This window comes from Staphylococcus sp. HMSC068G11, from assembly GCF_001815825.1.
GTDB lineage: Bacteria > Bacillota > Bacilli > Staphylococcales > Staphylococcaceae > Staphylococcus > Staphylococcus epidermidis.
Genome location: NZ_KV822067.1, coordinates 127,357 through 151,964, shown reverse-complemented (window position 1 = coordinate 151,964; position 24,608 = coordinate 127,357). Strand labels below are relative to the sequence as shown.

General features: G+C 32.4%; 19 protein-coding genes, 1 tRNA gene and 2 pseudogenes. 17 read left to right on the top strand and 5 right to left on the bottom strand.

Translation table 11 applies throughout. The features are described from left to right. Positions 1-30: 30 nt before the first annotated feature. The 3 genes and pseudogenes from HMPREF3058_RS03560 to hisIE form a co-directional block, all read left to right on the top strand. Positions 31-288, top strand: a pseudogene (locus HMPREF3058_RS03560) (HisA/HisF-related TIM barrel protein); the annotation flags it as partial. Continuing rightward, positions 285-1,043, top strand: a complete 759-nt coding sequence (gene hisF / locus HMPREF3058_RS03555; protein WP_002490899.1) for an imidazole glycerol phosphate synthase subunit HisF — start codon at positions 285-287, stop codon at positions 1,041-1,043. The pseudogene HMPREF3058_RS03560 and the gene hisF, both read left to right, overlap by 4 nt. Beyond that, positions 1,040-1,675 (top strand): bifunctional phosphoribosyl-AMP cyclohydrolase/phosphoribosyl-ATP diphosphatase HisIE, encoded by a 636-nt coding sequence (hisIE, locus tag HMPREF3058_RS03550; protein ID WP_002446921.1) that lies wholly within the window; start codon positions 1,040-1,042, stop codon positions 1,673-1,675. The genes hisF and hisIE overlap by 4 nt, the downstream gene beginning before the upstream one ends. Before the next feature lie 108 nt (positions 1,676-1,783). Here the strand turns inward: hisIE and HMPREF3058_RS03545 are convergent, their stop codons facing one another. Beyond that, the gene (locus tag HMPREF3058_RS03545) at positions 1,784-2,569 is read right to left on the bottom strand and encodes an arylamine N-acetyltransferase family protein (protein WP_002490845.1); all 786 of its coding nucleotides are present in this window, start codon (positions 2,567-2,569) and stop codon (positions 1,784-1,786) included. Positions 2,570-2,974: 405 nt separating this feature from the next. Between HMPREF3058_RS03545 and gehC the strand changes: the two genes are divergently transcribed. Then, positions 2,975-5,041, top strand: a complete 2,067-nt coding sequence (gehC, locus tag HMPREF3058_RS03540) for a YSIRK domain-containing triacylglycerol lipase GehC (protein ID WP_002490884.1) — start codon at positions 2,975-2,977, stop codon at positions 5,039-5,041. 272 nt (positions 5,042-5,313) lie between these two features. Here the strand turns inward: gehC and HMPREF3058_RS03535 are convergent. Then, positions 5,314-5,403 (bottom strand) — tRNA-Thr (locus HMPREF3058_RS03535). Between the two features lie 590 nt (positions 5,404-5,993). On the opposite strand from HMPREF3058_RS03535, the gene HMPREF3058_RS03530 reads away from it, so the two are divergent. Next, complete coding sequence (locus tag HMPREF3058_RS03530) at positions 5,994-7,169, top strand: MFS transporter (protein ID WP_002446927.1); 1,176 nt, start codon at positions 5,994-5,996, stop codon at positions 7,167-7,169. Between the two features lie 99 nt (positions 7,170-7,268). Here the strand turns inward: HMPREF3058_RS03530 and HMPREF3058_RS03525 are convergent, their stop codons facing one another. Beyond that, the gene (locus HMPREF3058_RS03525) at positions 7,269-8,804 is read right to left on the bottom strand and encodes a bifunctional metallophosphatase/5'-nucleotidase (protein WP_002490901.1); all 1,536 of its coding nucleotides are present in this window, start codon (positions 8,802-8,804) and stop codon (positions 7,269-7,271) included. Between the two features lie 96 nt (positions 8,805-8,900). Beyond that, positions 8,901-10,451 (bottom strand): motility-associated ABC transporter substrate-binding family protein, encoded by a 1,551-nt coding sequence (locus tag HMPREF3058_RS03520; RefSeq protein ID WP_002490896.1) that lies wholly within the window; start codon positions 10,449-10,451, stop codon positions 8,901-8,903. A gap of 234 nt (positions 10,452-10,685) precedes the next feature. On the opposite strand from HMPREF3058_RS03520, the gene HMPREF3058_RS03515 reads away from it, so the two are divergent. The 12 genes and pseudogenes from HMPREF3058_RS03515 to HMPREF3058_RS03460 all read left to right on the top strand — a co-directional run bounded on the left by HMPREF3058_RS03515 (position 10,686) and on the right by HMPREF3058_RS03460 (position 23,986). Then, positions 10,686-11,642 carry a phosphate/phosphite/phosphonate ABC transporter substrate-binding protein gene (locus HMPREF3058_RS03515; RefSeq protein WP_002490918.1) on the top strand — a complete coding sequence of 319 codons (957 nt, stop codon included), beginning with the start codon at positions 10,686-10,688 and terminating at the stop codon, positions 11,640-11,642. Positions 11,643-11,755: 113 nt separating this feature from the next. Beyond that, entirely contained in the window at positions 11,756-12,529 is a 774-nt protein-coding gene (gene phnC / locus HMPREF3058_RS03510; RefSeq protein WP_002446931.1) for a phosphonate ABC transporter ATP-binding protein, read from the top strand. Positions 12,530-12,578: 49 nt separating this feature from the next. Next, positions 12,579-13,331: a phosphonate ABC transporter, permease protein PhnE gene (gene phnE, locus HMPREF3058_RS03505; RefSeq protein WP_162832815.1), complete on the top strand. Its 753-nt coding sequence runs from the start codon at positions 12,579-12,581 to the stop codon at positions 13,329-13,331. Then, a complete protein-coding gene (gene phnE, locus HMPREF3058_RS03500) occupies positions 13,328-14,143 on the top strand; it encodes a phosphonate ABC transporter, permease protein PhnE (RefSeq protein WP_002476085.1) in 816 nt (271 codons plus the stop codon). Before phnE (HMPREF3058_RS03505) ends, phnE (HMPREF3058_RS03500) begins: the two co-directional genes overlap by 4 nt. Before the next feature lie 275 nt (positions 14,144-14,418). Continuing rightward, the gene (locus tag HMPREF3058_RS03495; RefSeq protein WP_002490865.1) at positions 14,419-15,720 is read left to right on the top strand and encodes a hypothetical protein; all 1,302 of its coding nucleotides are present in this window, start codon (positions 14,419-14,421) and stop codon (positions 15,718-15,720) included. A gap of 73 nt (positions 15,721-15,793) precedes the next feature. Continuing rightward, positions 15,794-17,083 (top strand): annotated as a pseudogene (gene asp2, locus HMPREF3058_RS03490) (accessory Sec system protein Asp2); the annotation flags it as partial. Further along, positions 17,070-17,642 carry an accessory Sec system protein Asp3 gene (gene asp3, locus HMPREF3058_RS03485; RefSeq protein ID WP_070731134.1) on the top strand — a complete coding sequence of 191 codons (573 nt, stop codon included), beginning with the start codon at positions 17,070-17,072 and terminating at the stop codon, positions 17,640-17,642. The pseudogene asp2 and the gene asp3, both read left to right, overlap by 14 nt. Then, positions 17,635-20,025, top strand: coding sequence for an accessory Sec system translocase SecA2 (gene secA2 / locus HMPREF3058_RS03480; RefSeq protein WP_002502186.1), 2,391 nt, complete (start codon positions 17,635-17,637; stop codon positions 20,023-20,025). Before asp3 ends, secA2 begins: the two co-directional genes overlap by 8 nt. Before the next feature lie 17 nt (positions 20,026-20,042). Then, on the top strand, positions 20,043-21,551 hold the full coding sequence (gene gtfA, locus HMPREF3058_RS03475) for an accessory Sec system glycosyltransferase GtfA (protein ID WP_002490912.1): 1,509 nt from the start codon (positions 20,043-20,045) through the stop codon (positions 21,549-21,551). Then, the gene (gtfB, locus tag HMPREF3058_RS03470) at positions 21,544-22,884 is read left to right on the top strand and encodes an accessory Sec system glycosylation chaperone GtfB (protein ID WP_002490900.1); all 1,341 of its coding nucleotides are present in this window, start codon (positions 21,544-21,546) and stop codon (positions 22,882-22,884) included. Before gtfA ends, gtfB begins: the two co-directional genes overlap by 8 nt. 105 nt (positions 22,885-22,989) lie before the next feature. Then, a complete protein-coding gene (locus HMPREF3058_RS03465) occupies positions 22,990-23,337 on the top strand; it encodes a magnetosome magnetite crystal formation protein family (protein WP_002476081.1) in 348 nt (115 codons plus the stop codon). Positions 23,338-23,506: 169 nt separating this feature from the next. Further along, positions 23,507-23,986 carry a peptide-methionine (S)-S-oxide reductase gene (locus HMPREF3058_RS03460; RefSeq protein ID WP_002446940.1) on the top strand — a complete coding sequence of 160 codons (480 nt, stop codon included), beginning with the start codon at positions 23,507-23,509 and terminating at the stop codon, positions 23,984-23,986. Between the two features lie 145 nt (positions 23,987-24,131). On the opposite strand, the gene HMPREF3058_RS03455 is transcribed toward HMPREF3058_RS03460, so the two are convergent. Next, positions 24,132-24,488 (bottom strand): hypothetical protein, encoded by a 357-nt coding sequence (locus tag HMPREF3058_RS03455; protein WP_002446941.1) that lies wholly within the window; start codon positions 24,486-24,488, stop codon positions 24,132-24,134. Between the last annotated feature and the right edge of the window lie 120 nt (positions 24,489-24,608).

The following is a 24,608-nucleotide window of genomic DNA, read 5'->3' as shown; positions in this document are numbered from 1 at the left end:
AGATTTCTTCATAGCTAATCTTAGTATGTTTTATTTGATTATGTTGACCAAATTGAGCATTTACCTTTGGGGGGTGTAATTTATACCGATATTTCGAAAGATGGTAAACTTTCTGGGCCTAATTTTGATTTGACAGGTCGTCTCGCACTTTATACATCCTTGCCTGTGATTGCTTCAGGAGGTATTAGAAATCAAGAGGACTTGTTTCGATTAGAATCGTTAAATGTTCATGCTGCTATTGTAGGAAAAGCAGCACATCTGGATGAATTCTGGGAGGGATTATCTTGATTAAAAAAAGAGTAATTCCATGTTTAGATGTTAAAGATGGACGCGTCGTAAAGGGTATCCAGTTCCAGTCATTAAGAGATATCGGTAATCCAGTTGATTTGGCTCTTTTTTATAATGAAGCCGGTGCAGATGAACTAGTCTTTCTTGATATTTCGAAGACGGAAGCAGGACATGATCTTATGATAGAAGTGATAGAAGCAACGGCAAAACAATTATTTATCCCTTTAACAGTAGGAGGAGGTATTCAAAATTTAGATGATATTACACAACTATTAAATCACGGAGCAGATAAAGTATCACTCAATTCAAGCGCTTTAAAACATCCAGAATTAATTCGACAAGCAAGTGAGAAATTTGGTCGTCAATGTATTTGTATTGCTATTGATAGCTTTTATGATAAAGACAGAAAGGATTATTTCTGTACTACGCACGGTGGTAAAAAATTAACTGATGTCAGAGTATATGATTGGGTACAAGAAGTAGAGCATTTAGGTGCCGGGGAATTACTTATAACTAGCATGCATCATGATGGAATGAAACAAGGTTTTGATATTGAACATTTAGCAAAAATTAAACAATTAGTTAATATTCCGATTATCGCCTCTGGGGGTGGAGGAAATGCACAACATTTTGTTGAACTGTTTCAACACACAGATGTTTCTGCAGGTTTAGCGGCAAGTATTTTACATGATCAAGAAACTACAGTAGCAGAAATTAAAGATAAAATGCGTGAAGGAGGTATCCTTGTGAGATGAATAAACCTATAGACTTTTCTAAAGGATTAGTACCAGTAATTTTGCAACATGCACAAACGGATAGCGTATTAATGTTGGGATATATGAATGAAGAAGCTTATCAAAAAACTCTGAAAGAAAAGAAAGTAACCTTTTTCTCTAGATCTAAACAACGTTTGTGGACTAAAGGTGAAACTTCTGGTCATTTCCAACACGTTGAGAGTATTCATATAGATTGTGATCAAGATACAATATTAATCAAAGTGATGCCACAAGGTCCTACATGTCACACTGGAAGTCTGAGTTGTTTTAATACTGAAATTGCATCACGCTTTAAAATTCAAGCTTTAGCACAAACGATTCATCAAAGTGCTAAAGCCAATCAATCTAACTCTTACACTCAATATTTGTTAAAGGAAGGCATCGAGAAAATATCCAAGAAATTTGGTGAAGAGGCATTTGAAGTTGTGATAGGTGCGATAAAACATAATCGTGAAGAAGTTATTAATGAAACAGCAGATGTCATGTATCACCTTTTTGTGTTACTACATAGTTTAGATATTCCATTTTCAGAAGTAGAACAGGTACTAGCACATCGCCATCAAAAAAGAAATAATTTTAAAGGCGAGCGCAAAGAGGTTCGAGAATGGTAAGGTAGTATAATTTAGAATTTTAATTAATTTAATATGGGGGATTTATTCCATGAATCTTATAAATCAATGATTAAAAATAGGATGAAAGTGAATGACGATTCATCCTATTTATGGCTCAAATGGGATAATTGATACGTTTAAGTTAAAATATTTTTTTAAAAAATATTTGTAGTTATTGGTAGTAACGTCATATTTATGTTTAGTACTATCATTGCTTAAAGTTAAAGAATGATAAGTCATTGTTGCACGTCCAAACGATTGTGGTTGTGTAATAAGCAAATGTCGTACAAAAATAGAATGAGGATGATGCTCATTGTAGCTTATTTTATCTTCAAAGTCTTTAATGCTTTGAGATTTTAAATGTGCTTCATAGAGTGTCATCCATTTATTTTGTCTAAGCTTCTGTAAGGCATATTGATTGTCATTAATCCAAACAGCACGGTAAACTCCATTTTTATCATATGTTGGAATGAATTGTGTTTTAGAACCTATCTCGATAATACTTGTAGGTAAATCACCAAATCCAACATCAGTAATATAAAGTGTTCCTTCGATATTAACGTAAAGTGACATATGCGAACCTTCAGGACTACGTCCACCATTTGGTGTGCGTACTGTTGCCGCAGCACGAGTGACGTGGAAGCCTTTATGTTCTAAATACGTAGCAAACAAATGATTTAATTCATAGCAAAATCCGCCACGCCGTTGAATAACAATTTTATTGTATAAATCTTTGATATCGATTGAGATAGGAATCTTGTTTTGAACATTAATATTTTCAAACGGCACAGTTATCATAAAGCGTCTTACATAGTAATTCAATGCTTCAAGAGAAGGGTTTGAATAATATGAATGCTTAATTTTTAGATAAGATTCAAACTTTTGTATATCCATTACTAATCATCCTTTATTTTTATATAAATCGATATTTTTTATTTGATAGTATATATAGATTACCATCATTTCTTTAGATTTAATATTAGTATGATAAATAATTAAATTGCATGTAATTGTTGACAAATTGTGAACATCGATGTAATATATTAATCAAATCAAACCAAAGTAGATAAGTGAATTATTCTTTTATGGCCTATTAAAATTATTTTTATAATTTTTATTTTTTTGAACAAAAATGGAAGCGCTTACCTTTGGTGGGAAGGAGATAGTTATGGAAGCAATCAAACCCATTTTTAGTAAAATTTTCGGATTTATACCACGTATGATTATTAATATTTTCATCTAACAAATTACCGACAAAAATTTCATTTTAAAATAAACAAATAGATAGAGGTGCTAATTGTGAAGACAAGACAAAATAAATACAGTATTCGTAAATTTAGCGTAGGTGCATCATCCATTCTGATTGCAGCATTATTATTTATGGGTGGAGGATCGGCTCAGGCAGCTGAGCAACAACAGGATAAAGGAACTGTTGAAAATAGCACAACACAATCTATTGGGGATAAAAATGAAAAGTTAAGTGAACAACAATCAACGCAAAATAAGAATGTTAATGAGAAAAGTAATGTTAATTCTATTACTGAAAATGAAAACTTACATAACGAAACGCCAAAAAATGAGGATTTGATTCAGCAACAAAAAGATTCTCAAAATGACAATAAATCTGAATCTGTAGTTGAACAAAATAAAAAGAATGAAGCATTTGTTCAAAATCATTCTGAAGAGAAACCACAACAAGAACAAGTTGAACTGGAAAAGCATGCTAGTGAAAACAATCAAACTTTACACTCAAATGCAGCACAGTCCAATGAAGATGTGAAAACTAAACCTTCACAACTCGATAATACAACTGCCCAACAAGAAGACTCTCAAAAAGAGAGTTTGAGTAAACAAGATACACAATCATCTAAAAATACTGATCTACTACGAACAACAGGTCAAAATCAATCAAAAGATAGTCAATCAACAGAAGAGGTAAACAAAGAAGTAAATAACGACACTCAACAAGTGACTGCTAAGAAAGATGACGACAAAGTTGAAACATTTAATTTAAATAGTAAAGAGGAACCTCTTAAAGTTGACAAGCAAGCGAATCCAACTACAGATAAAGATAAATCTTCTAAAAATGATAAAGGGTCTCAAGATGGCCTCGCTAATTTAGAAAGTAATGCTGTTGCTACAACTAATAAACAGTCTAAGCAACAAGTGAGTGAAAAAAACGAGGATCAAACAAATAAATCAGCAAAACAAAAACAATATAAAAATAATGATCCAATTATTTTAGTACATGGTTTCAATGGATTTACAGACAATATTAACCCATCAGTACTAACACATTATTGGGGTGGCGATAAAATGAATATTCGCCAAGATTTAGAAGAAAATGGATATGAGGCTTATGAAGCAAGTATAAGTGCATTTGGTAGTAACTATGACCGTGCTGTTGAGTTATATTACTACATCAAAGGCGGACGTGTTGACTATGGTGCAGCACACGCAGCTAAATATGGTCATGAGCGTTACGGTAAAACCTATGAAGGTGTTTATAAAGATTGGAAACCAGGTCAAAAAATACATTTAGTTGGTCATAGTATGGGTGGTCAAACAATTCGTCAATTAGAAGAGCTATTGAGACATGGTAATCCAGAAGAAGTTGAATATCAAAAACAACATGGTGGGGAAATTTCTCCATTATACCAAGGTGGCCACGATAATATGGTGTCATCTATTACAACACTCGGTACACCACATAATGGTACACATGCGTCAGACTTATTAGGTAACGAAGCGATTGTACGCCAACTTGTATATGACGTAGGTAAAATGTATGGTAATAAAGATTCACGTGTAGACTTTGGGTTAGAACACTGGGGATTAAAACAAAAACCAAATGAATCATATATTCAATATGTTAAACGTGTTCAAAATTCAAAACTGTGGAAATCAGAAGATAGTGGTTTACACGATTTAACACGCGATGGCGCAACAGATTTAAACCGAAAAACATCATTAAATCCTAATATTGTATATAAAACTTATACGGGCGAATCAACACATAAAACATTGGCAGGAAAACAAAAAGCTGATCTTAACATGTTCTTACCATTTACAATTACTGGTAACTTAATTGGAAAAGCTAAAGAGAAAGAATGGAGAGAAAATGATGGACTTGTTTCAGTCATTTCTTCACAACATCCATTTAATCAAAAATATGTTGAAGCTACAGATAAAAATCAAAAAGGTGTATGGCAAGTAACTCCAACAAAACATGACTGGGATCATGTGGACTTTGTAGGACAAGACAGTACAGATACTAAACGTACTAGAGATGAGTTACAACAGTTCTGGCACGGTCTTGCTGATGATTTAGTACAAAGTGAACAATTAACATCAACAAATAAATAAAATGATATAGGGTATAAACCTAACGTAATCTTATATAGATAGGAGTGAAATAAATGACAGGTGATTTCTTTCAATTATTAGGCTCTTTATACAGAGTATTAAAAAATTTATTTTCATAATGTAAAACTATAGTAAGATAAAAATCCCTTATTCAAGTGTTTACATATATCGTAGCTTGAATAAGGGATATTTATGATGTTCAATTTAATCATCATAGCCAATATGCAAAAGAGCCTGAGACAAATAAATGCCTCAGGCTCTTTTATATATAGCGGAGGGAGAAGGATTTGAACCAACGCGAGCAAAAAGCTCCTACTAATCACGAATGATTAGCCTCTTAAACCAGACTTGAGTATCCCTCCAAAATTTCAACAATTAGTATCATATAATATATAGAAGGTTTTGTAAAGTAGCAATTAGTTTTTCATTATAAACATGTAAATCGACTTCATTAAGCTACTTAAAATAAATATACAATTCGGACTGTGATTATCATTCAATCGACATTAATCACATACTACTACATTGTCCATACTACAATTAATTTTTAGGTAACTGTTTTAATTTCAGATCACCCAATCACCTTCAAATATTAAAATGAATTTAAAGATATTTACTGTCGAGTTATTTAAAAAATCATTTAATTATAATCAAACAGGGAAAAGAAAACGTATTATAAGAGGGTTCGTCAAAAAATCGACATTATTTCATGAATATTCAATTTTATTTATCAAAATTAAATCAATTCAATCAGACATATTTAAACGTATGCTTTATATCAAGTCATCATAAATTGTCTTAATATTATTACATGAAAACAATATGAAAACTTATGAGATTAATATTTGAGGAAGATGAAAATTTGAAAACATACTCTTCACATTGAGACGAATTTTTTATAATATACCACTCATATTGATTTTTTGATATTAAGAAAAGGGAGGAAACGCTCATGAAAGATAATAAAATGTTGTTCATTATATTTATGATAGGAACATTTACAGTAGGAATGGCTGAATATGTAGTGACAGGCTTACTTACACAAATCGCTGACGATATGAAGGTTTCTGTTTCGAGTGCTGGCTTATTAATTAGTGTTTATGCTATTAGTGTTGCATTGATAGGTCCTTTAATGCGAATCATTACATTGAAAGTTCACGCCCATCGTCTGTTACCAATATTAGTTGCGATTTTTATAATAAGTAATATAGTGGGGATGCTTGCACCGAATTTTAATGTATTGTTATTATCAAGACTCATGTCTGCGGCAATGCATGCGCCATTCTTCGGTGTGTGTATGAGTGTTGCTGCGACAGTCGCACCTCCTGCTAAAAAAACACAGGCCATTGCACTTGTTCAGGCAGGTTTAACTATTGCTGTAATGTTAGGTGTACCATTCGGATCATTTTTAGGTGGCTTTGCAAATTGGAGAGTTGTTTTTGGATTCATGATTGTGTTGGCAATCATTACTATGTTAGGAATGATTAAATTTGTTCCAAACGTTTCTTTAAGTGCAGAAGCAAATATTAGCAAAGAATTAACAGTGTTTAAGAATCCACACATTTTAATTGTGATTGCCATTATTGTGTTTGGTTACTCTGGTGTGTTTACTACTTATACATTTATGGAGCCAATGATACGAGATTTTTCTCCATTTAAAATTGTAGGTTTAACTGTTTGTTTATTTATGTTTGGTTTAGGCGGTGTAATAGGGAATTTAATTACTGGTAATGTACCGGAAAATAAATTAACAAAAAATTTATACCTTACATTTCTTTTACTATTTTTAACAATCGTACTATTTGTTACTGTTATTCAAAATTCAATATTAGCATTAATCATTTGCTTCTTATTTGGTTTTGGTACATTTGGTACAACACCGTTACTTAATAGCAAAATTATCTTAAGTGCAAAAGAAGCACCACTTCTTGCAAGCACGTTAGCAGCTTCTATTTTCAATGTTGCTAATTTTCTTGGTGCAATTATTGGATCTATATTATTATCAGTAGGATTACCTTACATTCAAATTACTATGATATCTGGTGGGATTATAGTGTTGGGTATGCTTCTTAATCTTGTTAATCAACTTTATGAAAAGAAACATGTCACATTTAATGAATATTCATGATTATTAAAAAATCCTCATAGAAGTGTGGCGACACCTCTATAAGGATTTTTCTTTATACAATCAAACTTTTCAGCAATGATACTTTAATAGAAAGAGGGATTACTTAACAACATTGAAATCGATCACTTGTGGGATTTGAGATAAATCATTGTGAGATAAGTAATCTATTAACAATTGAGCACCTTCGATTTGAATATCTTTTATCACAGGTTTGTTAACATACATATCATAATTCCCACCACCAACAGCTCTATAATTATTTACGCATATTGTATATATTTGATCACTTTGTAGTGGTGCATCATTAATTTGCAAATCACTAACACGTTCACCGTAAGGATGACCAACATGAATTGTATATTGGATACCTGCAAATATGTCATAGTTGAAATGCTGAGGTTTAGGTTCTAGAAACTCTTTATTAACTGTGATTTTATGGTTAACAATGTCAAAATAACTTGCGCTTCGTTCAATTGCAAGTTTAATATCTTTTCCACTAAGTTCTATCACTTTAAAAGTATTAGGAAAAGGATAATTATTGATGATATCACGCATGGTTACTTTCTCATCAAAGCCATTTGCGGAATCAAATAGTGCTGTACATGCAATATCTGCACCACTTTTTTCTAGTAAAATATAATTAAGAAGGTTAACAAATGCATGCGGTGATTTTCTTGCCTCAAATGAATTGTTTATTCTCATAGCGTAGGGGAGTTCTGCGATTTGAGTATCAAGCCAATCTTCTAATTGATTACGTAAAACGATATCTTCGTCATTCGGCTTAAAGGAGGTATTGTTATGAACATTCATTAATTTACATTCTTTAATTAATACTTTTTTATCATGCGTATATTCAATAACTATTTTTCCAACTTTTGTACCTTTTGAACCTGGTTGAATGATGGCTGTTTGGTTCTTGATTGTCGCAATATCACGATGTTGATGGCCGGTTATCAACACATCGATACTATCGCTAAACTGACTTAGAATATCATACCCTTCGTTTTCCCCAGTAAGCGCCTCTGTCGGGATGCCACTATCTAAATCACGTTCAAAGCCACCATGATAACTTACTACTACAATATCACTCTTTTCCCTAAGTGTAGGTAACTCAGATTTTAATGTGTGGAAAGCACTGTTAAAAGTGAGTGTCTTAATGTAATCAGGTTGTTCCCAGTGAGGGATATATTGAGTGGTTAATCCAATAGTTCCTATAGTTAAACCATTTACTTTAAAATAATGAATACCTTGGCCAGTGAATGGCTGTGTATTTTCAATTATATTTGCACACAAAACTGGGTAATGAAGTTGATTGATGGCCTGTTTTAGATAAGGTAAATCATAATTAAATTCATGATTGCCAACAGTTCCAAAATCAAACCCTAAACGATTATATATTGATGTTAATGGGAGACTACTCTTTAATTTAGATACTAAGTAGTTACATAATGGAGAACCTTGTAAGAAGTCTCCATTATCAATCTTTACACTGTCGTCATAGTGCACGCAGTCTTGCTCGATAAGATGATTGGCTTTTAACAACCCCATGGGTAAATCTTTTCCTCTTGATGAAAAATCTGTTGGGAATATAAAACCGTGGACATCACTAAGGATATAGAAAGCAATTTGAGACATTGAATTAACCTCCTCAAGTACGGGGAAGAGACATAGTTCTGTGATATATAAATTAAAAACAATGTCTCACTTTTCAACACTAAGTTATTATCGGTGTTAAAAATTTTCATTCATTTTTTGAGTTAATAGAATTTTTTTCCCTTGTTTAACACGAATATTAGCATCTTTAATTTCATCTGTCACTCTAGCTGTGAGTGTGATTGAGGCTTCACCCGCTCCATTTGTTTTAATTGATTGGCTAGGACTATAGCCGGGAGTATTGAATTGGTTACGGTTAGAAGAAAAGCTACCGATTTGCTTACCTCCATCTTTATAAAGTCCAACTCTTACATCGTTAATTGTGCTATTAGGCTCATATCCCGTGAGTTTGATTGTAAATTGAAATGGATGATGCGGTTGGATATTTTGAGGTAAAGTTAATTCAACTTTGCCATTTTGTTTTTGATGAGAAGAGCTTTTGTCATCTACTCCATCGTCTACCCCCCGTTGATCACTTCCATAACTCCCTTTTTTAAATGTTGAACGATCATACCATTTGTAACCTTCTATTGGGTTAGTCCACGGTTCTTTTTGAGGTTCAATTGAATTCTCAGGTTGCTCAAAGTTAAGTAACGGTGTTTTATGATCAAGTTTAATACCCATGTCTTTCATAGAAGATTGAGATTCTTTTTTGCCTAACCATGTTGTTAAATTATTTAATAACTTTCCATTATCTTGTTCTTTAAAACCATCGTACGTTTTTTTAGGTTTCCCGTTATCTTCACGAAGATATTTAGGTGAACAATCTTCTACAAGAGAGCTATCACCAATAAATGCAGCTTTTCCTTTACCAATTTTTGAAATGGCTACATAAGGTCCTTCGTTGATGCCACCACCATTGTAAATACCTTGATCAACTGCGTGAGACCATTTTTGACTATGCGTTAAATGCTCGGGCATATAAATAATGCCTTTAGCTTTATTAGGATTAGTTATTGCTAATGTTGAACCTGAGTGCATTGAAACTGAGTGTACACCTTTAGTAATACCAAAACTATCTTTGTTTGAAACGATATTTTGAGTATTGATATCTCCAAGTGCATTATATCTAAAACGAACACCGAAGTTTTGTGAGAGCCAATCAGAACTCTTAACGTTATGCATAACGTTAGAATTTTTTTCTTCATTATTCATATCTTTAGTCATATTTTGGTATGCGCCACGTCGATAACCATTCATTGATTCTGAAGAATCAATACGGTTTAAATTACGATCGGCATTATAGTGGTCTGAGATGAAAATGACGCTACCACCATTTTTAACAAAATTAATGATTGCTTTCTGCTCATTTTCTTTAAATGGATTGTTAGCTTCGGGAATAACTAATACATGCGCCTGCTGTAAAGATTGATCAGAAATGTTTGATTCTCCTTCTAGTTCTTTAACTTGGTAACCTTGCTTTCTCATTGAATCTGCATAATCTGAGAAAGCGCCATCAATCACCCAATCGGCAGCGCCCGCGGTTTGAGCGTGAGAATTATCAAAAAGTACTGTTTGTTGTGTCTGATTTGTAGCAGTAGATTCTGTTGATGCAAATGTTGATGGAATCACAGTCACAGAAAGAACAGATGTAACTAGTATAGAACTTAAAGTTTTAAATATTTTCATCTCTATGATTACTCCTTATATAAAAGATGGAATTTTTAAAAAGTATAGTATAAAAATATAGCGTATTGTGCTTGCTTAACAGATTTTTTACAATTTCTTACGATTTATTATAAAAAATTTATAATTTTAATTAAAATTAAATACCCATCACTTATAAGATATGCTAATCTATAAATATAGTTTCAAAAATATACATATTACACCAATATTGATATGAAGGGGACAGTAAGTAGAATGAAAAATCTTAAGTTTTTAGTGGTGCTTGTTTTATCGGTGGTTATTTTTGCAGCAGCCTGTGGGAATTCAAGTTCTTTGAATAATAATAAAAGTTCTGATAGCGGATCAGATTCAAAAACAGGTAGTTATACACCTAAAGAATTAACAGTACAATTTGTACCATCTCAAAATGCTGATACACTTGAAGCTAAGGCAAAACCGTTAGAAAAATTGTTGTCAGATAAATTAGGGATTCCGGTTAAAGTATCAGTTTCAACAAACTACAACACGATAGTTGAAGCGATGAAATCTAAGAAAGTGGATGTTGGTTTCTTGCCACCAACTGCATATACTTTAGCACACGATCAAAAGGCAGCGGATTTATTATTAAAGGCAGAACGTTACGACGTTAATGAAGATGGATCTCCAAGTAAAAAGTTAGTTGATGATTATAAATCAGAAATCCTTGTTAAAAAGGACTCTGGTATTAATAGTCTCAAAGATTTAAAAGGTAAAAAAATAGCATTACAAGATGTAACTTCTACAGCAGGATATACATTCCCTCTAGTAACATTAAAAAAAGAAGCTGGTATTGATGCAACAAAAGATATGAAGATAGTCAATGTTAAAGGACACGACCAAGCAGTTATTTCATTGTTAAATGGAGATGTGGATGCAGCAGCTGTATTTAATGATGCACGTACAGTTGTAAAAAAAGATCAACCAAATGTATTTAAAGATACTAAAATATTAAAACTCACTAAACCTATTCCTAATGATACGATTTCAGTACGTCCTGATATGGATAAAAAATTCCAAGATAAATTGAAAAAAGCTTTTAAAGAAATTTCTAAAACTAAAAAAGGTCATAAAATCATTAGCGAGGTATACTCTCATGAAGGTTATGTTGATACTAAAGATTCAGACTTTGATATCGTTAGACAATATGAAAAAGCTGTTCATGATATGAAATAAAATAAATTGAATGAATTATAAAAAGAAAAGCTAAGGGATTAAACGTGAAGGTTTGTAGACCTCTTGCGGTTTGAGTCTCATAGCTTTTCTTTATAAAAGAAGGGTGTTTGTTGATGAGTCAAATCGAATTTAAGGATGTTAGTAAAGTGTATCCAAATGGCCATGTGGGATTAAAAGATATTAACTTAAATATAGAAAAAGGTGATTTTGCAGTTATTGTTGGATTGTCTGGAGCAGGTAAATCAACATTACTACGATCGGTTAATCGGCTACATGATATTTCTAAAGGTGAAATTACTATCGAAGGTCAATCAATAACTAAAGCACGCGGTAAAAAATTATTAGAAATGCGTCGAAGTATAGGGATGATTTTTCAACATTTTAACTTAGTTAAGCGTTCAACAGTGCTTAGAAATGTTTTGAGTGGTAGGGTAGGATACCATCCTACTTGGAAAATGATACTTGGTCTTTTTCCTAAGGAAGATAAAGTCAAGGCAATGAATGCTTTAGAACGTGTCAACATTTTAGATAAATATGACCAACGCTCTGACCAGTTGTCAGGTGGTCAACAACAACGTATATCAATAGCTAGAGCGTTATGTCAGGAACCAACCATTATATTAGCAGACGAACCAGTTGCTTCATTAGATCCATTAACTACAAAACAAGTGATGGATGACTTAAAGAAAATCAATGAAGAACTAGGTATTACTATTTTGATTAATTTACACTTTGTAGATTTAGCAAAGGAATACGGCTCGAGAATAATTGGTTTAAGAGCGGGAGAGCTCGTTTATGATGGTCCCGCGTCTGAGGCAAATGATGAAGTATTTAATCATATATACGGTCGCTCAATTAAGGACGATGAAAAATTAGGGGTGGAATAAAGTGACGACACCAACAACGCATAAATATAATCGCTATTTAAATAAACGGATGTCTCTTAAAACTAGCTTTTCAATTATTTTAATCACGGGTTTGATTATTTGGAGTTTTATTTATACTGGTTTTAGCATTGGAGATTTAATGATAGGTCTTCCACAAATTGGCGTATTCTTCAAACAAATGATACCACCAGATTGGGGTTACCTAGATCATATTACACAACCAATGCTAGACACGATTCGTATGGCAATTGTCGGTACTTTTCTAGGAAGTATTGTCTCCATTCCAATAGCGCTACTATGTGCGAGTAATATTGTTCAAACTAAATGGATTGCGATACCATCACGTTTTGTTCTTAATATTGTACGCACAATACCTGATTTATTATTAGCTGCCGTATTTGTAGCCATATTTGGTATTGGACAAATTCCGGGTGTATTAGCACTTTTTGTTCTAACAATATGTATCATTGGTAAATTATTATATGAATCATTAGAAACAATTGATCCAGGACCTATGGAAGCTATGACAGCTGTAGGGGCTAATAAAGTGAAATGGATTGCATTTGGCGTTGTTCCTCAAGCACTTTCATCATTTATGTCATATGTGCTATTTGCTTTTGAAATTAACATTCGGGCATCAGCAGTTTTAGGTCTTGTTGGCGCAGGTGGTATTGGGTTGTTCTACGATCAAACGTTAGGATTATTTCAATATAAGAAGACAGCAATGATTATCCTGTTCACTCTAATCATTGTAGTGATTATTGACTATGTGAGTTCGAAAGTGAGGGAAAGATTAGCATGAATACGTTGGATAGTAAATATGAATTAAAATCAAAAAAACATCGTCAACGAATAATTAAAAATTGGATTATAGTCATTGTTGTTGCAGCTATAATTATATGGGCGTTTGCAGGGATTCCAGGCCTTGAACTTAAAAGTAAGTCTATTGAAATATTAAAGTCTATCTTTTACGGATTATTTCATCCAGATTTAAGTTACATATATATACCTGATGGTGAAGATTTACTTAGAGGTTTGCTGGAAACTTTTGCTATTGCAGTAATTGGCACGTTCATTGCATCAATTATATGTATTCCTTTTGCATTTTTAGGCGCTAAAAATATGATGAAATTACGACCAGTTACGGGTATAAGTAAATTCATATTAAGCATTATACGTGTGTTTCCTGAAATTGTAATGGCGTTAATATTTATTAAAGCTGTTGGACCGGGTTCGTTTTCAGGTGTACTTGCACTGGGGATTCATTCAGTCGGTATGTTAGGGAAACTTTTTGTTGAAGATATTGAAAGTTTAGATTTTAGCGCTGTAGAATCTTTAAAAGCGAGTGGAGCAAATAAAATGAAGACGTTAATGTTTGCTGTAATACCACAAATTTTACCATCGTTTATTTCACTTATTTTATATCGATTTGAATTGAATTTACGTTCAGCCTCCATTTTAGGATTAATCGGCGCAGGCGGCATAGGTACACCATTAATTTTTGCTTTACAAACACGATCTTGGGACCGAGTGGGCATGATTCTAATTGGTTTGATTGCGATGGTCGCTTTAGTTGATTTAATATCTGGCGCGGTTCGTAAACGTATCGTTTAGTGCATTTATGGTGAAAGGATATGTTCATTGTCTAAAGCATTAATTGTTTTCATTTATTGGAATAAAAATTTTAATTTAAGACATACGGCATATTCATCATTTTAATTTTCGGTAGGAATGTATTCATGTTATAATTCTAAAATATAATAAAATTATTTAGAAAAATATTTTGTTGATAGCGTTTAATTATTTATAATAGAAATATAATAACATGTTCATAATTAAAAATTGATTAAACACTTACATCACGAATTAGACAACTTGAGGCTTATATCATGAAACAATTTTTAAACATCACTCAACGTAAATTTATCGAATGGTTGATTATCTTATCCATTTTTATGGTTAGCATTCCTAATAAATGGACATTAATGATATCTATCGCTTTATCTTTATTACTTCTTAAAAGAGGGGCACTAGGTGTCGTTCAATTAATCATACTCTATATGCTCAGATCGCAGATATATACTCCCTTTGACACACTAGAGATGACGTATTACATAGTAAGTATGAAATATATCTTGACTTATGTCATTGGGGTATTTTTTCTATTTAAATATGTAAAAAATTGGATAAGAAATGAAATGATATTAAGGTTTATCAAATCTACTATGATTATTATGCTACTTTATATCATAATGAGTTTAGTTGTATCTAACGATCCGATAGAATCTATTCTTAAATTGCTTAACTTCTTTATACCGCTAATTTTGATTGTTATGTATGTTAGTTTAATAAAAAAGATAAAAAATCTTATTAACTGGATTAATCAATTTATCACGCTAATGATTGCCTTTACTTTTTTACTTATAGTTATAGCGCCAAAATCATATTTAATTGATGGGGAATCACTTCGAAGTGTTTTCAAAGATGAACATTCATTCGCAATTATTCTTGCTATGGGACTAGTTTTATATATGGTAACAAAAATCAAACAACAAGATTATGATGTATTCAATTTATTATTGTTAAATATTGGAATGATAGAGCTCTATTTATCAAATTCTCGTCATATTTTTATATCTGTTATTTTATGTCTAATGCTTCTATTACCGTTATCTCACATGAAAAAGAGAATTAAACATCCCATAATTGGTGCTATGATACTAATGACAATTGCTATAATCAATCAACCATACATTTATCACCTTTTTATTAAACTAATCTTAAAAGGGAAGAATAGCCAGGAAGTCTTTATGCCGAGTGATATGAATATTAAAGCTATTGATTATGCGCTAACTGAGCATCCTTTTTTAGGAAGCGGTTTTGGTATACCGATGATAAAAGCGAGTTCAGAAATACAATACTTTAATGTAGAAACGAGTAATATCATCTTCGGTATGATTATCTTTACTGGAATAATAGGACTTACTTTATGTACGATATACATGCTTCATATGGTACTTTTAGTTACTTTTCCAATGAGTATAACTATTTTATTATTTTTAATCACTATCTTTGTTAATATGAATCATATTATTTTATTTGATTCCATGGGGCTAGGCATATTGTGTTATATATTTTGGGGAATATATTTAAAAGAAGGTATGTATCAATACAACAACGGACAATGGTAAATAATATTTTGTCTAAAGAAATTCATTAATCAATAATTTTAAAACTAACTTTATTTAAAGTTAGTTTTTTATTCGTTACCAACAAGATAAGAAAATACAACGTAATTTTATAAAACCACTCATTTATGAAAATGAAGAACAATTACAACAAAAATTAGAAGCAGTTACATTTCCTGGGCAATATGGAGATAAAGTAAAACCTATTCATTGTCGCGTTAGTATTCATTTTGATGGTTCTTATCAATTTAATGGAAATGAATCTATTGAAGTATCAGGACGATTTGGGGAATCATACCAACCCCTCATTACATGGAGTCAAAATATCATCGCTGATGCCAATAAGGTGAATCAAATATGGCCAGAATTTAAAGTTGAAGGTGATGCTAAAATCCAATATACATTGAGATTGACGCCTGTTTATTCAACTGATCAACCAGTAGAAAAGCTAATATATGAACAAGACGATTTAGACGCTCCCATAGAACTACCTGCTCGTCCTTATCAAACATATGTGAGTGTATCAATCAAAGCTAAAGGTAAAGGAACATTATTTATAGGTGCTATTCATAAACGTTGGTCACGCTTGGAATTAGGGCAGTTCATATTAGGCGGAAAACGATATAGTGATGAAAATAAGCAAGAATTTATACATTACTTTCATCCTGGAGATTTAAAACCACCACTCAATGTATATTTTAGTGGGTATCGTACTGCTGAGGGCTTTGAAGGGTACTTTATGATGAAACGCATGAATGCTCCATTTATTTTAATAGCTGATCCTAGAATCGAAGGTGGTGCCTTTTACCTAGGGTCAGAGAATTATGAACAGTCAATCCGTAAGGTCATCCAAAATGCTTTGGATTATTTGGGATTTGCGAACAACCAATTAATTCTTTCAGGGTTATCAATGGGATCATTTGGCGCACTTTATTACGCTACAAAATTAAATCCAGCGGCTGTTATTGTAGGAAAACCTTTGATAAATCTAGGTACTATTGCTAATAATATGAAACTCGTTCGTCCAAACGATTTTGGAACGTCACTTGATATTTTGCGATTGAATCAAAATGACATAACTAACAAAGATGTTGTTCAGTTAGATAATCATTTTTGGAAGCAAATTCAGCATAGTGATTTGTCAATGACAACATTTGCGATTGCTTACATGGAGCATGATGATTATGACAAATATGCATTTCAAGATTTATTGCCTGTTCTTACAAAACAACATGCACGTGTGATAAGTAAAAGAATTCCTGGTAGACATAACGATGATTCTGCTACTGTTACTCATTGGTTTATTAATTTTTATCATTTAATCATGGAAGAGCGATTTGGGAGGGTGACACATGCAAAAAGATAGGAAATTTGAAGTCAAATGGCGACTAGTTAATTCATCAACGTTTATGTATGGTACAAAATTACGTTTTAATCAAGATAATATCTATTTTGAGAACCCTTTGATGCCATCCGATACAATCATTCACAGTTGGTATATGTTAACTGATTTTGCAGAAGACCGTGTAAGCCCTAAGCTACCTATTTTAAAAAAAGGGCACCAATATCAATTTCAATTTAATTTTGAAGTTGAACCTAAGGGTGCGGCTTATTTTAAAATGAAATTTTATCGTAAGAATAAAGAAATTCTTAGTCATCAAATTTTAAAAAATAAAAAAGAAAATATTGTCTATCCTAGAGAAGCATATTCATATGATTTAGAACTTATTAATGCTGGCATGAATCATTTATCTTTTCGCAATATAATTGTGCAAGAATTAAGAGAAGATAGTAATCAAGCTTACGAGGCAACGAAATATATAGATCCTGAGAAAAAACTTAAAGTAATTAATCAAATCATAACCAATATAAGGACACATCATCTAGACATATCAAACTATCACAGGAGTGATATGAATGGCTAAAGGTGTCAACCAAATTATTAATAATATTAGGTTAAGAAAATTGCGTAAAATATTAAATCAAATTAATGCGTTGAGTGAGGAATTCTCAAATTTTAGTGATGAAGCACTTCAAGCGAAGACAAAAGAATTTAAAGTTTATTTAAATGATAATAAATCTTCACTCAATCACATTCTGCCACAAGCTTATGCCACAGTTAGAGAAGCTTCCAAGCGAGTTTTAGGTATGTATCCAAAAGATGTGCAGATTTTAGGAGCAATCGCTATGCATCAGGGGAATATTGCAGAAATGCAAACAGGAGAAGGTAAGACGCTTACAGCTACCATGCCTCTGTACTTAAATGCACTTACAGGTAAAGGTGCTTATCTAATCACAATAAATGATTACTTAGCAAAACGCGATTTTTTAGAAATGAAACCACTATATGAATGGCTAGGCTTGTCTGTATCATTAGGATTTGTGGACATTCCAGAATACGAATACGCTGAAAATGAAAAATATGAACTGTACCACCATGACATTGTTTACACGACTAATGGGCGATTAGGATTTGATTATTTAATTGATAATTTAGCTGATGATATTCGTGCCAAATTTTTACCGAAATTAAACTTTGCTATTATTGATGAAGTCGATTCTATTATATTAGATGCTGCCCAAACGCCTTTAGTTATTTCTGGTGCGCCACGTGTACAATCTAATTTATTTCACATCGTTAAAACGTTTGTTGAAACACTTGAGAAAGATAAAGACTTCATAGTTAATTTTAATAAAAAAGAAGTGTGGCTCACTGATGAGGGCTCGGAAAAAGCAAACCATTATTTCAAAGTGAATAATATATACCAACAGCAATATTTTGATTTAGTGAGGATGATTCATTTATCGCTTAGAGCTAAGTATTTATTCAAATATAATTTAGACTATTTTATTTTTGATGGTGAGATTGTGCTTATAGATAGAATCACTGGTCGTATGCTACCTGGGACAAAGCTTCAGTCTGGTTTACATCAAGCTATAGAGGCTCTGGAAAATGTTGAAATTTCTCAAGATATGAGTGTGATGGCAACGATAACATTCCAAAATTTATTTAAACAATTTGATGAATTTTCAGGTATGACTGGAACAGGTAAATTAGGGGAAAAAGAATTCTTTGATTTATATTCAAAAGTTGTTATAGAGATTCCGACGCACAGTCCGATTGAACGGGATGATAGACCTGATAGAGTATTTGCTAATGGTGACAAAAAGAACGATGCAATTTTAAAGACAGTGATTGATATACATGAATCTCAACAACCTGTGTTACTAATTACACGTACTGCAGAAGCGGCAGAATATTTTTCAGCTGAGTTATTTAAACGTGATATACCTAACAATTTATTAATCGCTCAAAATGTAGCTAAAGAGGCACAAATGATTGCTGAGGCGGGACAATTATCTGCAGTTACTGTTGCTACAAGTATGGCAGGGCGTGGAACTGATATAAAGTTATCAAAAGAGGTTCATGATATCGGTGGCTTAGCAGTGATAATTAATGAACATATGGATAACAGTCGTGTTGACCGTCAATTAAGAGGGCGCTCAGGTCGCCAAGGAGATCCTGGATATTCACAGATTTTTGTATCACTTGATGATGATTTAGTAAAACGTTGGAGTAACTCTAACTTGGCAGAAAATAAAAATCTCCAAACGATGGATGCATCTAAACTAGAAAGTAGTGCACTCTTTAAAAAACGTGTAAAGTCAATTGTTAATAAAGCGCAACGTGTATCTGAAGAGACTGCTATGAAAAATAGAGAAATGGCAAATGAATTCGAAAAAAGTATTAGTGTTCAACGAGATAAAATTTATGCTGAACGTAATCACATACTTGAAGCAAGCGATTTTGATGATTTTAATTTTGAACAGCTTGCACGAGATGTGTTTACAAAAGACGTTAAAAATCTTGGCTTAAGTAGGGAACGTGCACTTGTGAATTATATATACGAAAACTTAAGTTTTATCTTTGATGAAGATGTATCAAATATTAATATGCAAAATGATGAAGAAATCATACAATTCTTAATACAACAATTTACTCAACAATTTAACAATCGTTTAGAAATTGCGACGGATTCATATTTAAAACTTCGTTTCATTCAAAAATCAATTTTGAAAGCGATAGATAGCGAATGGATTGAGCAAGTGGATAACTTACAACAACTTAAAGCCAGTGTAAACAATCGACAAAATGGACAGCGTAATGTCATTTTTGAATATCACAAAGTGGCTCTTGAAACGTATGAATATATGTCTGAAGATATAAAAAGGAAGATGGTTAGAAATTTATGTTTAAGTATTCTAACCTTTGATAAGGACGGAGATATGGTCATTCATTTCCCATAAACAAAGAGGTGTTAGACATGACGATTTATAATATCAATTTTGGAATCGGTTGGGCCAGTAGTGGTGTTGAATATGCACAAGTGTATCGAGCAAAACTATTAAGGCAATTACCTTATCCAACAAAATTTATATTTTTAGATTTTATTCAATCAGAAAATATTCAAACACTAACAAGCAACATAGGGTTTAAAGATGATGAAGTTATTTGGCTATATCAATACTTCACAGACGTAAAAATCGCTCCTACAACGTACACAGTTGATGATTTAATTTCAGAGTTAGGTAATGAGGTTACTCGAAAAGATCAAAACGGTAAAGTATTACGACTCTATTTAAATAATCAGCAAACATTCGTAACCTGCTATTTAAAAAATGCTAACGAACATTACGTTGATCGTGCGGAGTTTGTAGTGAATGGAATGTTAATTAGGAAAGATTTTTATAGCTATGTAAGAACATTCTCGGAGTATTATGCTCCTTTTGACAATAAAGCTAAAATATATATGCGTCAATTTTATAATGAAGATGGATCAATTGCATACCGCGAATATATAGATGAAGATGAACATGTTTTTGTGTTTGATGATGCACGTTTATACAGTAAACAAGCACTCGTCGCATACTTTATACGCCAATTGCGATTGGATTCAGATGATATCATTATTATTGATCGAGCAACTGATGTGGGACAAGCCATATTAGAAAACAAGGGATCCAGTAAAGTTGGCGTAGTCGTTCACGCTGAACATTTCAGTGAAGGTGCGACTGATGGGACTCACATTTTATGGAATAATTATTATGAGTATCAATTCGAAAATGCAAAGTATATTGATTTCTTTATCACAGCGACAGATTTGCAAAGGCATACACTAAGTGAACAATTTAAACAATATAAGAATGATTGCCCACGTATACGTACAATTCCAGTAGGTAGTATAGAATCGTTACAATATCCTGAAAAAGAAAGAAAACCATATTCCATCATAACCGCATCACGTCTTGCTACCGAAAAACATGTTGATTGGATAGTGGAAGCTGTGATTAAAGCTAAACATCAGTTACCTCAATTGAGTTTTGATATCTACGGACAAGGAGAAGAACAAGAAAAAATTAAAAATATTATTACCAAACATCGTGCTGAGGATTACATACAAATTAAAGGACATAGAAATCTTCGTACAATATATCAGCAATATGAATTATTCATAGCTGCCTCACAAAGTGAAGGATTCGGCCTGACATTAATGGAAGCGGTTGGCTCAGGTTTAGGTATGATTGGATTTGATGTGAATTATGGCAGTCCGACATTTATTCGACATCATCAAAATGGCTATTTGATATCGATAGATTTTGAACAAGCGTCTACTGATGATATCACAACGCAAATCGCTCATATGATTATTCGATATTTTAAAGATGGTCCCATAAGGGCACATGAGGTATCGTATAACATTGCAGAATCATTTAAAACATCGCATATTGTTGATCTATGGAGACAACTCATTGAAGAGGTGCTATATGATTAATTTATTCGAAAATTATAATCAAGAAACACAGGAATTACATCACTCTCTTAAGCATGCTGGTTACAATCACTTTACGATTGTAATTAATGATGATGGTTTTTTACCTGATGATGTGACATCGCCGTATCGTTTTTTCGCAGCATATCAAATTTATGAAGATGATACCCCTGCTTTTTTTAATGATATTGATACGCCTCCTTTTTGGGAAATTAAAGGAGATGCGACAATGGCTACCATTACAGATATGGGTGAGCTTAGAGGTAAAATCTTTTATAAGGAACATTATAAGACACGGGTAGTTAGCCATGTAGAGTGGCTTGATTCAAAACAGCGTTTGCGTTCGGTTGATTATTATACAAAAGAAGGATTTAAATTTGCTGAAACAGTTTACGATTTGTTAGGTAATGCAATATTAAAAAAGTATATGACACGTGAAGGTAAAGAAGTGATTTATGAGAATTATGTAACTAACGATGTAGTTGTAGAATATGAAGGGAAATCTTATTTTTTTGAGTCATATACAGAGTGGATTAAATTTTACTTGAGTGAAATGGGCGTTGAGATAAAAGAAGTTATATTTAATACTTTATCAACACCATTTTTAGCAATTTATCATTTACCGACATTGAAAAAAGGTATTTTATTTTGGCAAGAGCAATCTCATGGTTATATCCCAGGAAATATGAAAGTCATGTTATCACAAAACCTTCAAAGTCGCTTTGCCGTTATTGTTCCTAATCAAAATGAATATAAATTAATCAAAGAACAACTATCTAGAGAGGAACAACAGAAAGTATATGCATCTGGTTACTTATATGACATGTATAAACGGAATCATTATTCTAAGAATGTATTAACATTAACAAATTCAGATCAAATACCACATGTTGAAACGTTGATACGTTTGCATAAAGATTATCAATTTCACATAGGCGCTAAAACTGAGATGTCTTCAAAATTATTAAGTTTATCGCAATATGAAAATGTTAAATTATATCCAATAATTAAAGATCAAACAGTTCATACCTTATATCAACAATGTGATATCTATTTAGATATTAATGAGGGGAATGAAATAGGGAATGCTGTAAGAAGCGCATATAATCATCAATTGTTAATTATGGGATATAAAGAGGTTGTTCATAATCAAGATTTCGTTGCAATAGAAAATCAGTTTCTTGTAAATGATATAAGTCAGTTGAGTAACGCTTTGAAGGAGATAGGGACTCATCGTGGTCAATTTGAAACACGTTTAGCACTACAACAACGTCATGCTAATGCTGTGTCGGTATCAACATTTAAATATGCATTAGTACAAGCATTAAGTGGTTAATCATTAGTATTTTTGTATCGAAACTTACAATATTGTAATTGTATTCCATATCACTTAAATGAATACTCAGAATGTGTTTATATTTAAATTGAGGTGATTGATTGTATGGAAAATTTTGATAAAAGCTATCATGATAAAACGGATGATATGTTAGGGGCTTTAAGTTATCTAAGTGTATTTTTTGCACCTGTATTGTTTCCATTAATCGTATGGATTGTTGGACAACCACCAGCATCTACGTATTCAAGAAATGCATTATTTAACCATATATTGAGTTGGGTGTGTTTGGCATTAGGACTTATATCATTTGCTGCTGGACTATCCTTGATTGATTCGACAAATGGAGTTGCTGTACTAGTGATAGGAGTAATTATTGGAGGCATTCTACTTATCGTTTCGCTTGTATTATTTATTATTAATATTGTGAAGGGTATCAAATTATTGATGCCTTAGTAAGACAGAATGAACAGAGTAATCAAGTTAATAATATGGAACCTGATACATCAATCATATGTACAGGTTCTTTTCTTATTTTGATTGTAATTGAATGAACTGAGAGACTTATTTTGAATTCTTTATTATTGAAAAGGGAGTTAACACATTTGTTTTAGGGAGTGAGGATATGGAAACGGTATATTTTGCTGGTGGATGTCTCTGGGGAACTCAAGCTTTTTTTAATACGATTCCAGGAGTTATTCAAACAGAAGCTGGAAGGGCAAATGGAACGTCGAAATGTTTAGATGCTCCTTATGATGGCTATGCCGAATGTGTGAAGATACACTTTGATCCTGCAAAAACTTCAATACATATGCTGCTGGATTATTTGTTTGAAATGATAAATCCTTATAGTTTAAATCAACAAGGTCAAGACAAGGGTCAAAAATATCGAACAGGCGTGTATAGTGAAAGTTCGAAGCATTTAAATGAAGCAAAAGACTACATTAAGCGCAGGGAAGACGCGAAACAAGTAATGGTCGAAGTACAACCTCTAAGTAATTATGTGAAGAGTGCAGAAGAACATCAGAATCATCTTGAGAAATTTCCGGAGGATTATTATTTATGTCATGTTCCTCCAGCATTGCTTAATAAATACAAGAAATAATCATTGTCGTATTCATCTAGACTGATGAATTGAATGCATTTTTTTCGTTGATAGATAACATAAAAGAAGCGGTAATTCCTTGATAAGATTAATAAGGAAATTACCGCTGTTATTTTATTTAATATACATTTATATGTTGAAGTACTTATTTTTTACAAGAAAAAGTATCTAATAAGCTAAGTGTTGATAAACCTAATAAGTCTAAAGCATGTTGTGCACCTTTTTTACCATGCCCTGCTTCAAAATGTTTGTAAGCTGCAACACCAAGTACTGAAATTGCTGCAAGTGAGCCTAAGCGTGAAATATTTTTATTTAAAAAACTTGCAGCAAATAAACCAGCAGCTGCAGCTTCAACGCCACCTGCTAATTTAACTGAGTTTTCCGGTAAACCAAATGTATTAGTGAACGTATCAATCATACCTTGATCGCCTTTTAATTTAGGTTTACTTGCATCATATAATTCTTTAGCTAGTTTTAAATTTGTAGCATAACGTAAAATCATTAAAGATTCCTCCTATTTATCTGTAAATATGAATTCCTTCTAGACATCTCTTTTCCCTAAAATAAAAATTAAATGCACAATTTAACAGAAATGTTGTAATATACTAACGATTTAATCATA

What these genes read in the sequence shown, in the direction of transcription:
- hisIE (WP_002446921.1), top strand. Translation starts at nt 1,040, where the DNA reads ATGAATAAACCTATAGACTTTTCTAAAGGATTAGTACCAGTAATTTTG.
- HMPREF3058_RS03545 (WP_002490845.1), bottom strand. Translation starts at nt 2,569, where the DNA reads ATGGATATACAAAAGTTTGAATCTTATCTAAAAATTAAGCATTCATAT.
- HMPREF3058_RS03530 (WP_002446927.1), top strand. Translation starts at nt 5,994, where the DNA reads ATGAAAGATAATAAAATGTTGTTCATTATATTTATGATAGGAACATTT.
- HMPREF3058_RS03525 (WP_002490901.1), bottom strand. Translation starts at nt 8,804, where the DNA reads ATGTCTCAAATTGCTTTCTATATCCTTAGTGATGTCCACGGTTTTATA.
- HMPREF3058_RS03520 (WP_002490896.1), bottom strand. Translation starts at nt 10,451, where the DNA reads ATGAAAATATTTAAAACTTTAAGTTCTATACTAGTTACATCTGTTCTT.
- HMPREF3058_RS03515 (WP_002490918.1), top strand. Translation starts at nt 10,686, where the DNA reads ATGAAAAATCTTAAGTTTTTAGTGGTGCTTGTTTTATCGGTGGTTATT.
- phnC (WP_002446931.1), top strand. Translation starts at nt 11,756, where the DNA reads ATGAGTCAAATCGAATTTAAGGATGTTAGTAAAGTGTATCCAAATGGC.
- phnE (WP_162832815.1), top strand. Translation starts at nt 12,579, where the DNA reads ATGTCTCTTAAAACTAGCTTTTCAATTATTTTAATCACGGGTTTGATT.
- phnE (WP_002476085.1), top strand. Translation starts at nt 13,328, where the DNA reads ATGAATACGTTGGATAGTAAATATGAATTAAAATCAAAAAAACATCGT.
- HMPREF3058_RS03495 (WP_002490865.1), top strand. Translation starts at nt 14,419, where the DNA reads ATGAAACAATTTTTAAACATCACTCAACGTAAATTTATCGAATGGTTG.
- asp3 (WP_070731134.1), top strand. Translation starts at nt 17,070, where the DNA reads ATGCAAAAAGATAGGAAATTTGAAGTCAAATGGCGACTAGTTAATTCA.
- secA2 (WP_002502186.1), top strand. Translation starts at nt 17,635, where the DNA reads ATGGCTAAAGGTGTCAACCAAATTATTAATAATATTAGGTTAAGAAAA.
- gtfA (WP_002490912.1), top strand. Translation starts at nt 20,043, where the DNA reads ATGACGATTTATAATATCAATTTTGGAATCGGTTGGGCCAGTAGTGGT.
- gtfB (WP_002490900.1), top strand. Translation starts at nt 21,544, where the DNA reads ATGATTAATTTATTCGAAAATTATAATCAAGAAACACAGGAATTACAT.
- HMPREF3058_RS03465 (WP_002476081.1), top strand. Translation starts at nt 22,990, where the DNA reads ATGGAAAATTTTGATAAAAGCTATCATGATAAAACGGATGATATGTTA.
- HMPREF3058_RS03460 (WP_002446940.1), top strand. Translation starts at nt 23,507, where the DNA reads ATGGAAACGGTATATTTTGCTGGTGGATGTCTCTGGGGAACTCAAGCT.
- HMPREF3058_RS03455 (WP_002446941.1), bottom strand. Translation starts at nt 24,488, where the DNA reads ATGATTTTACGTTATGCTACAAATTTAAAACTAGCTAAAGAATTATAT.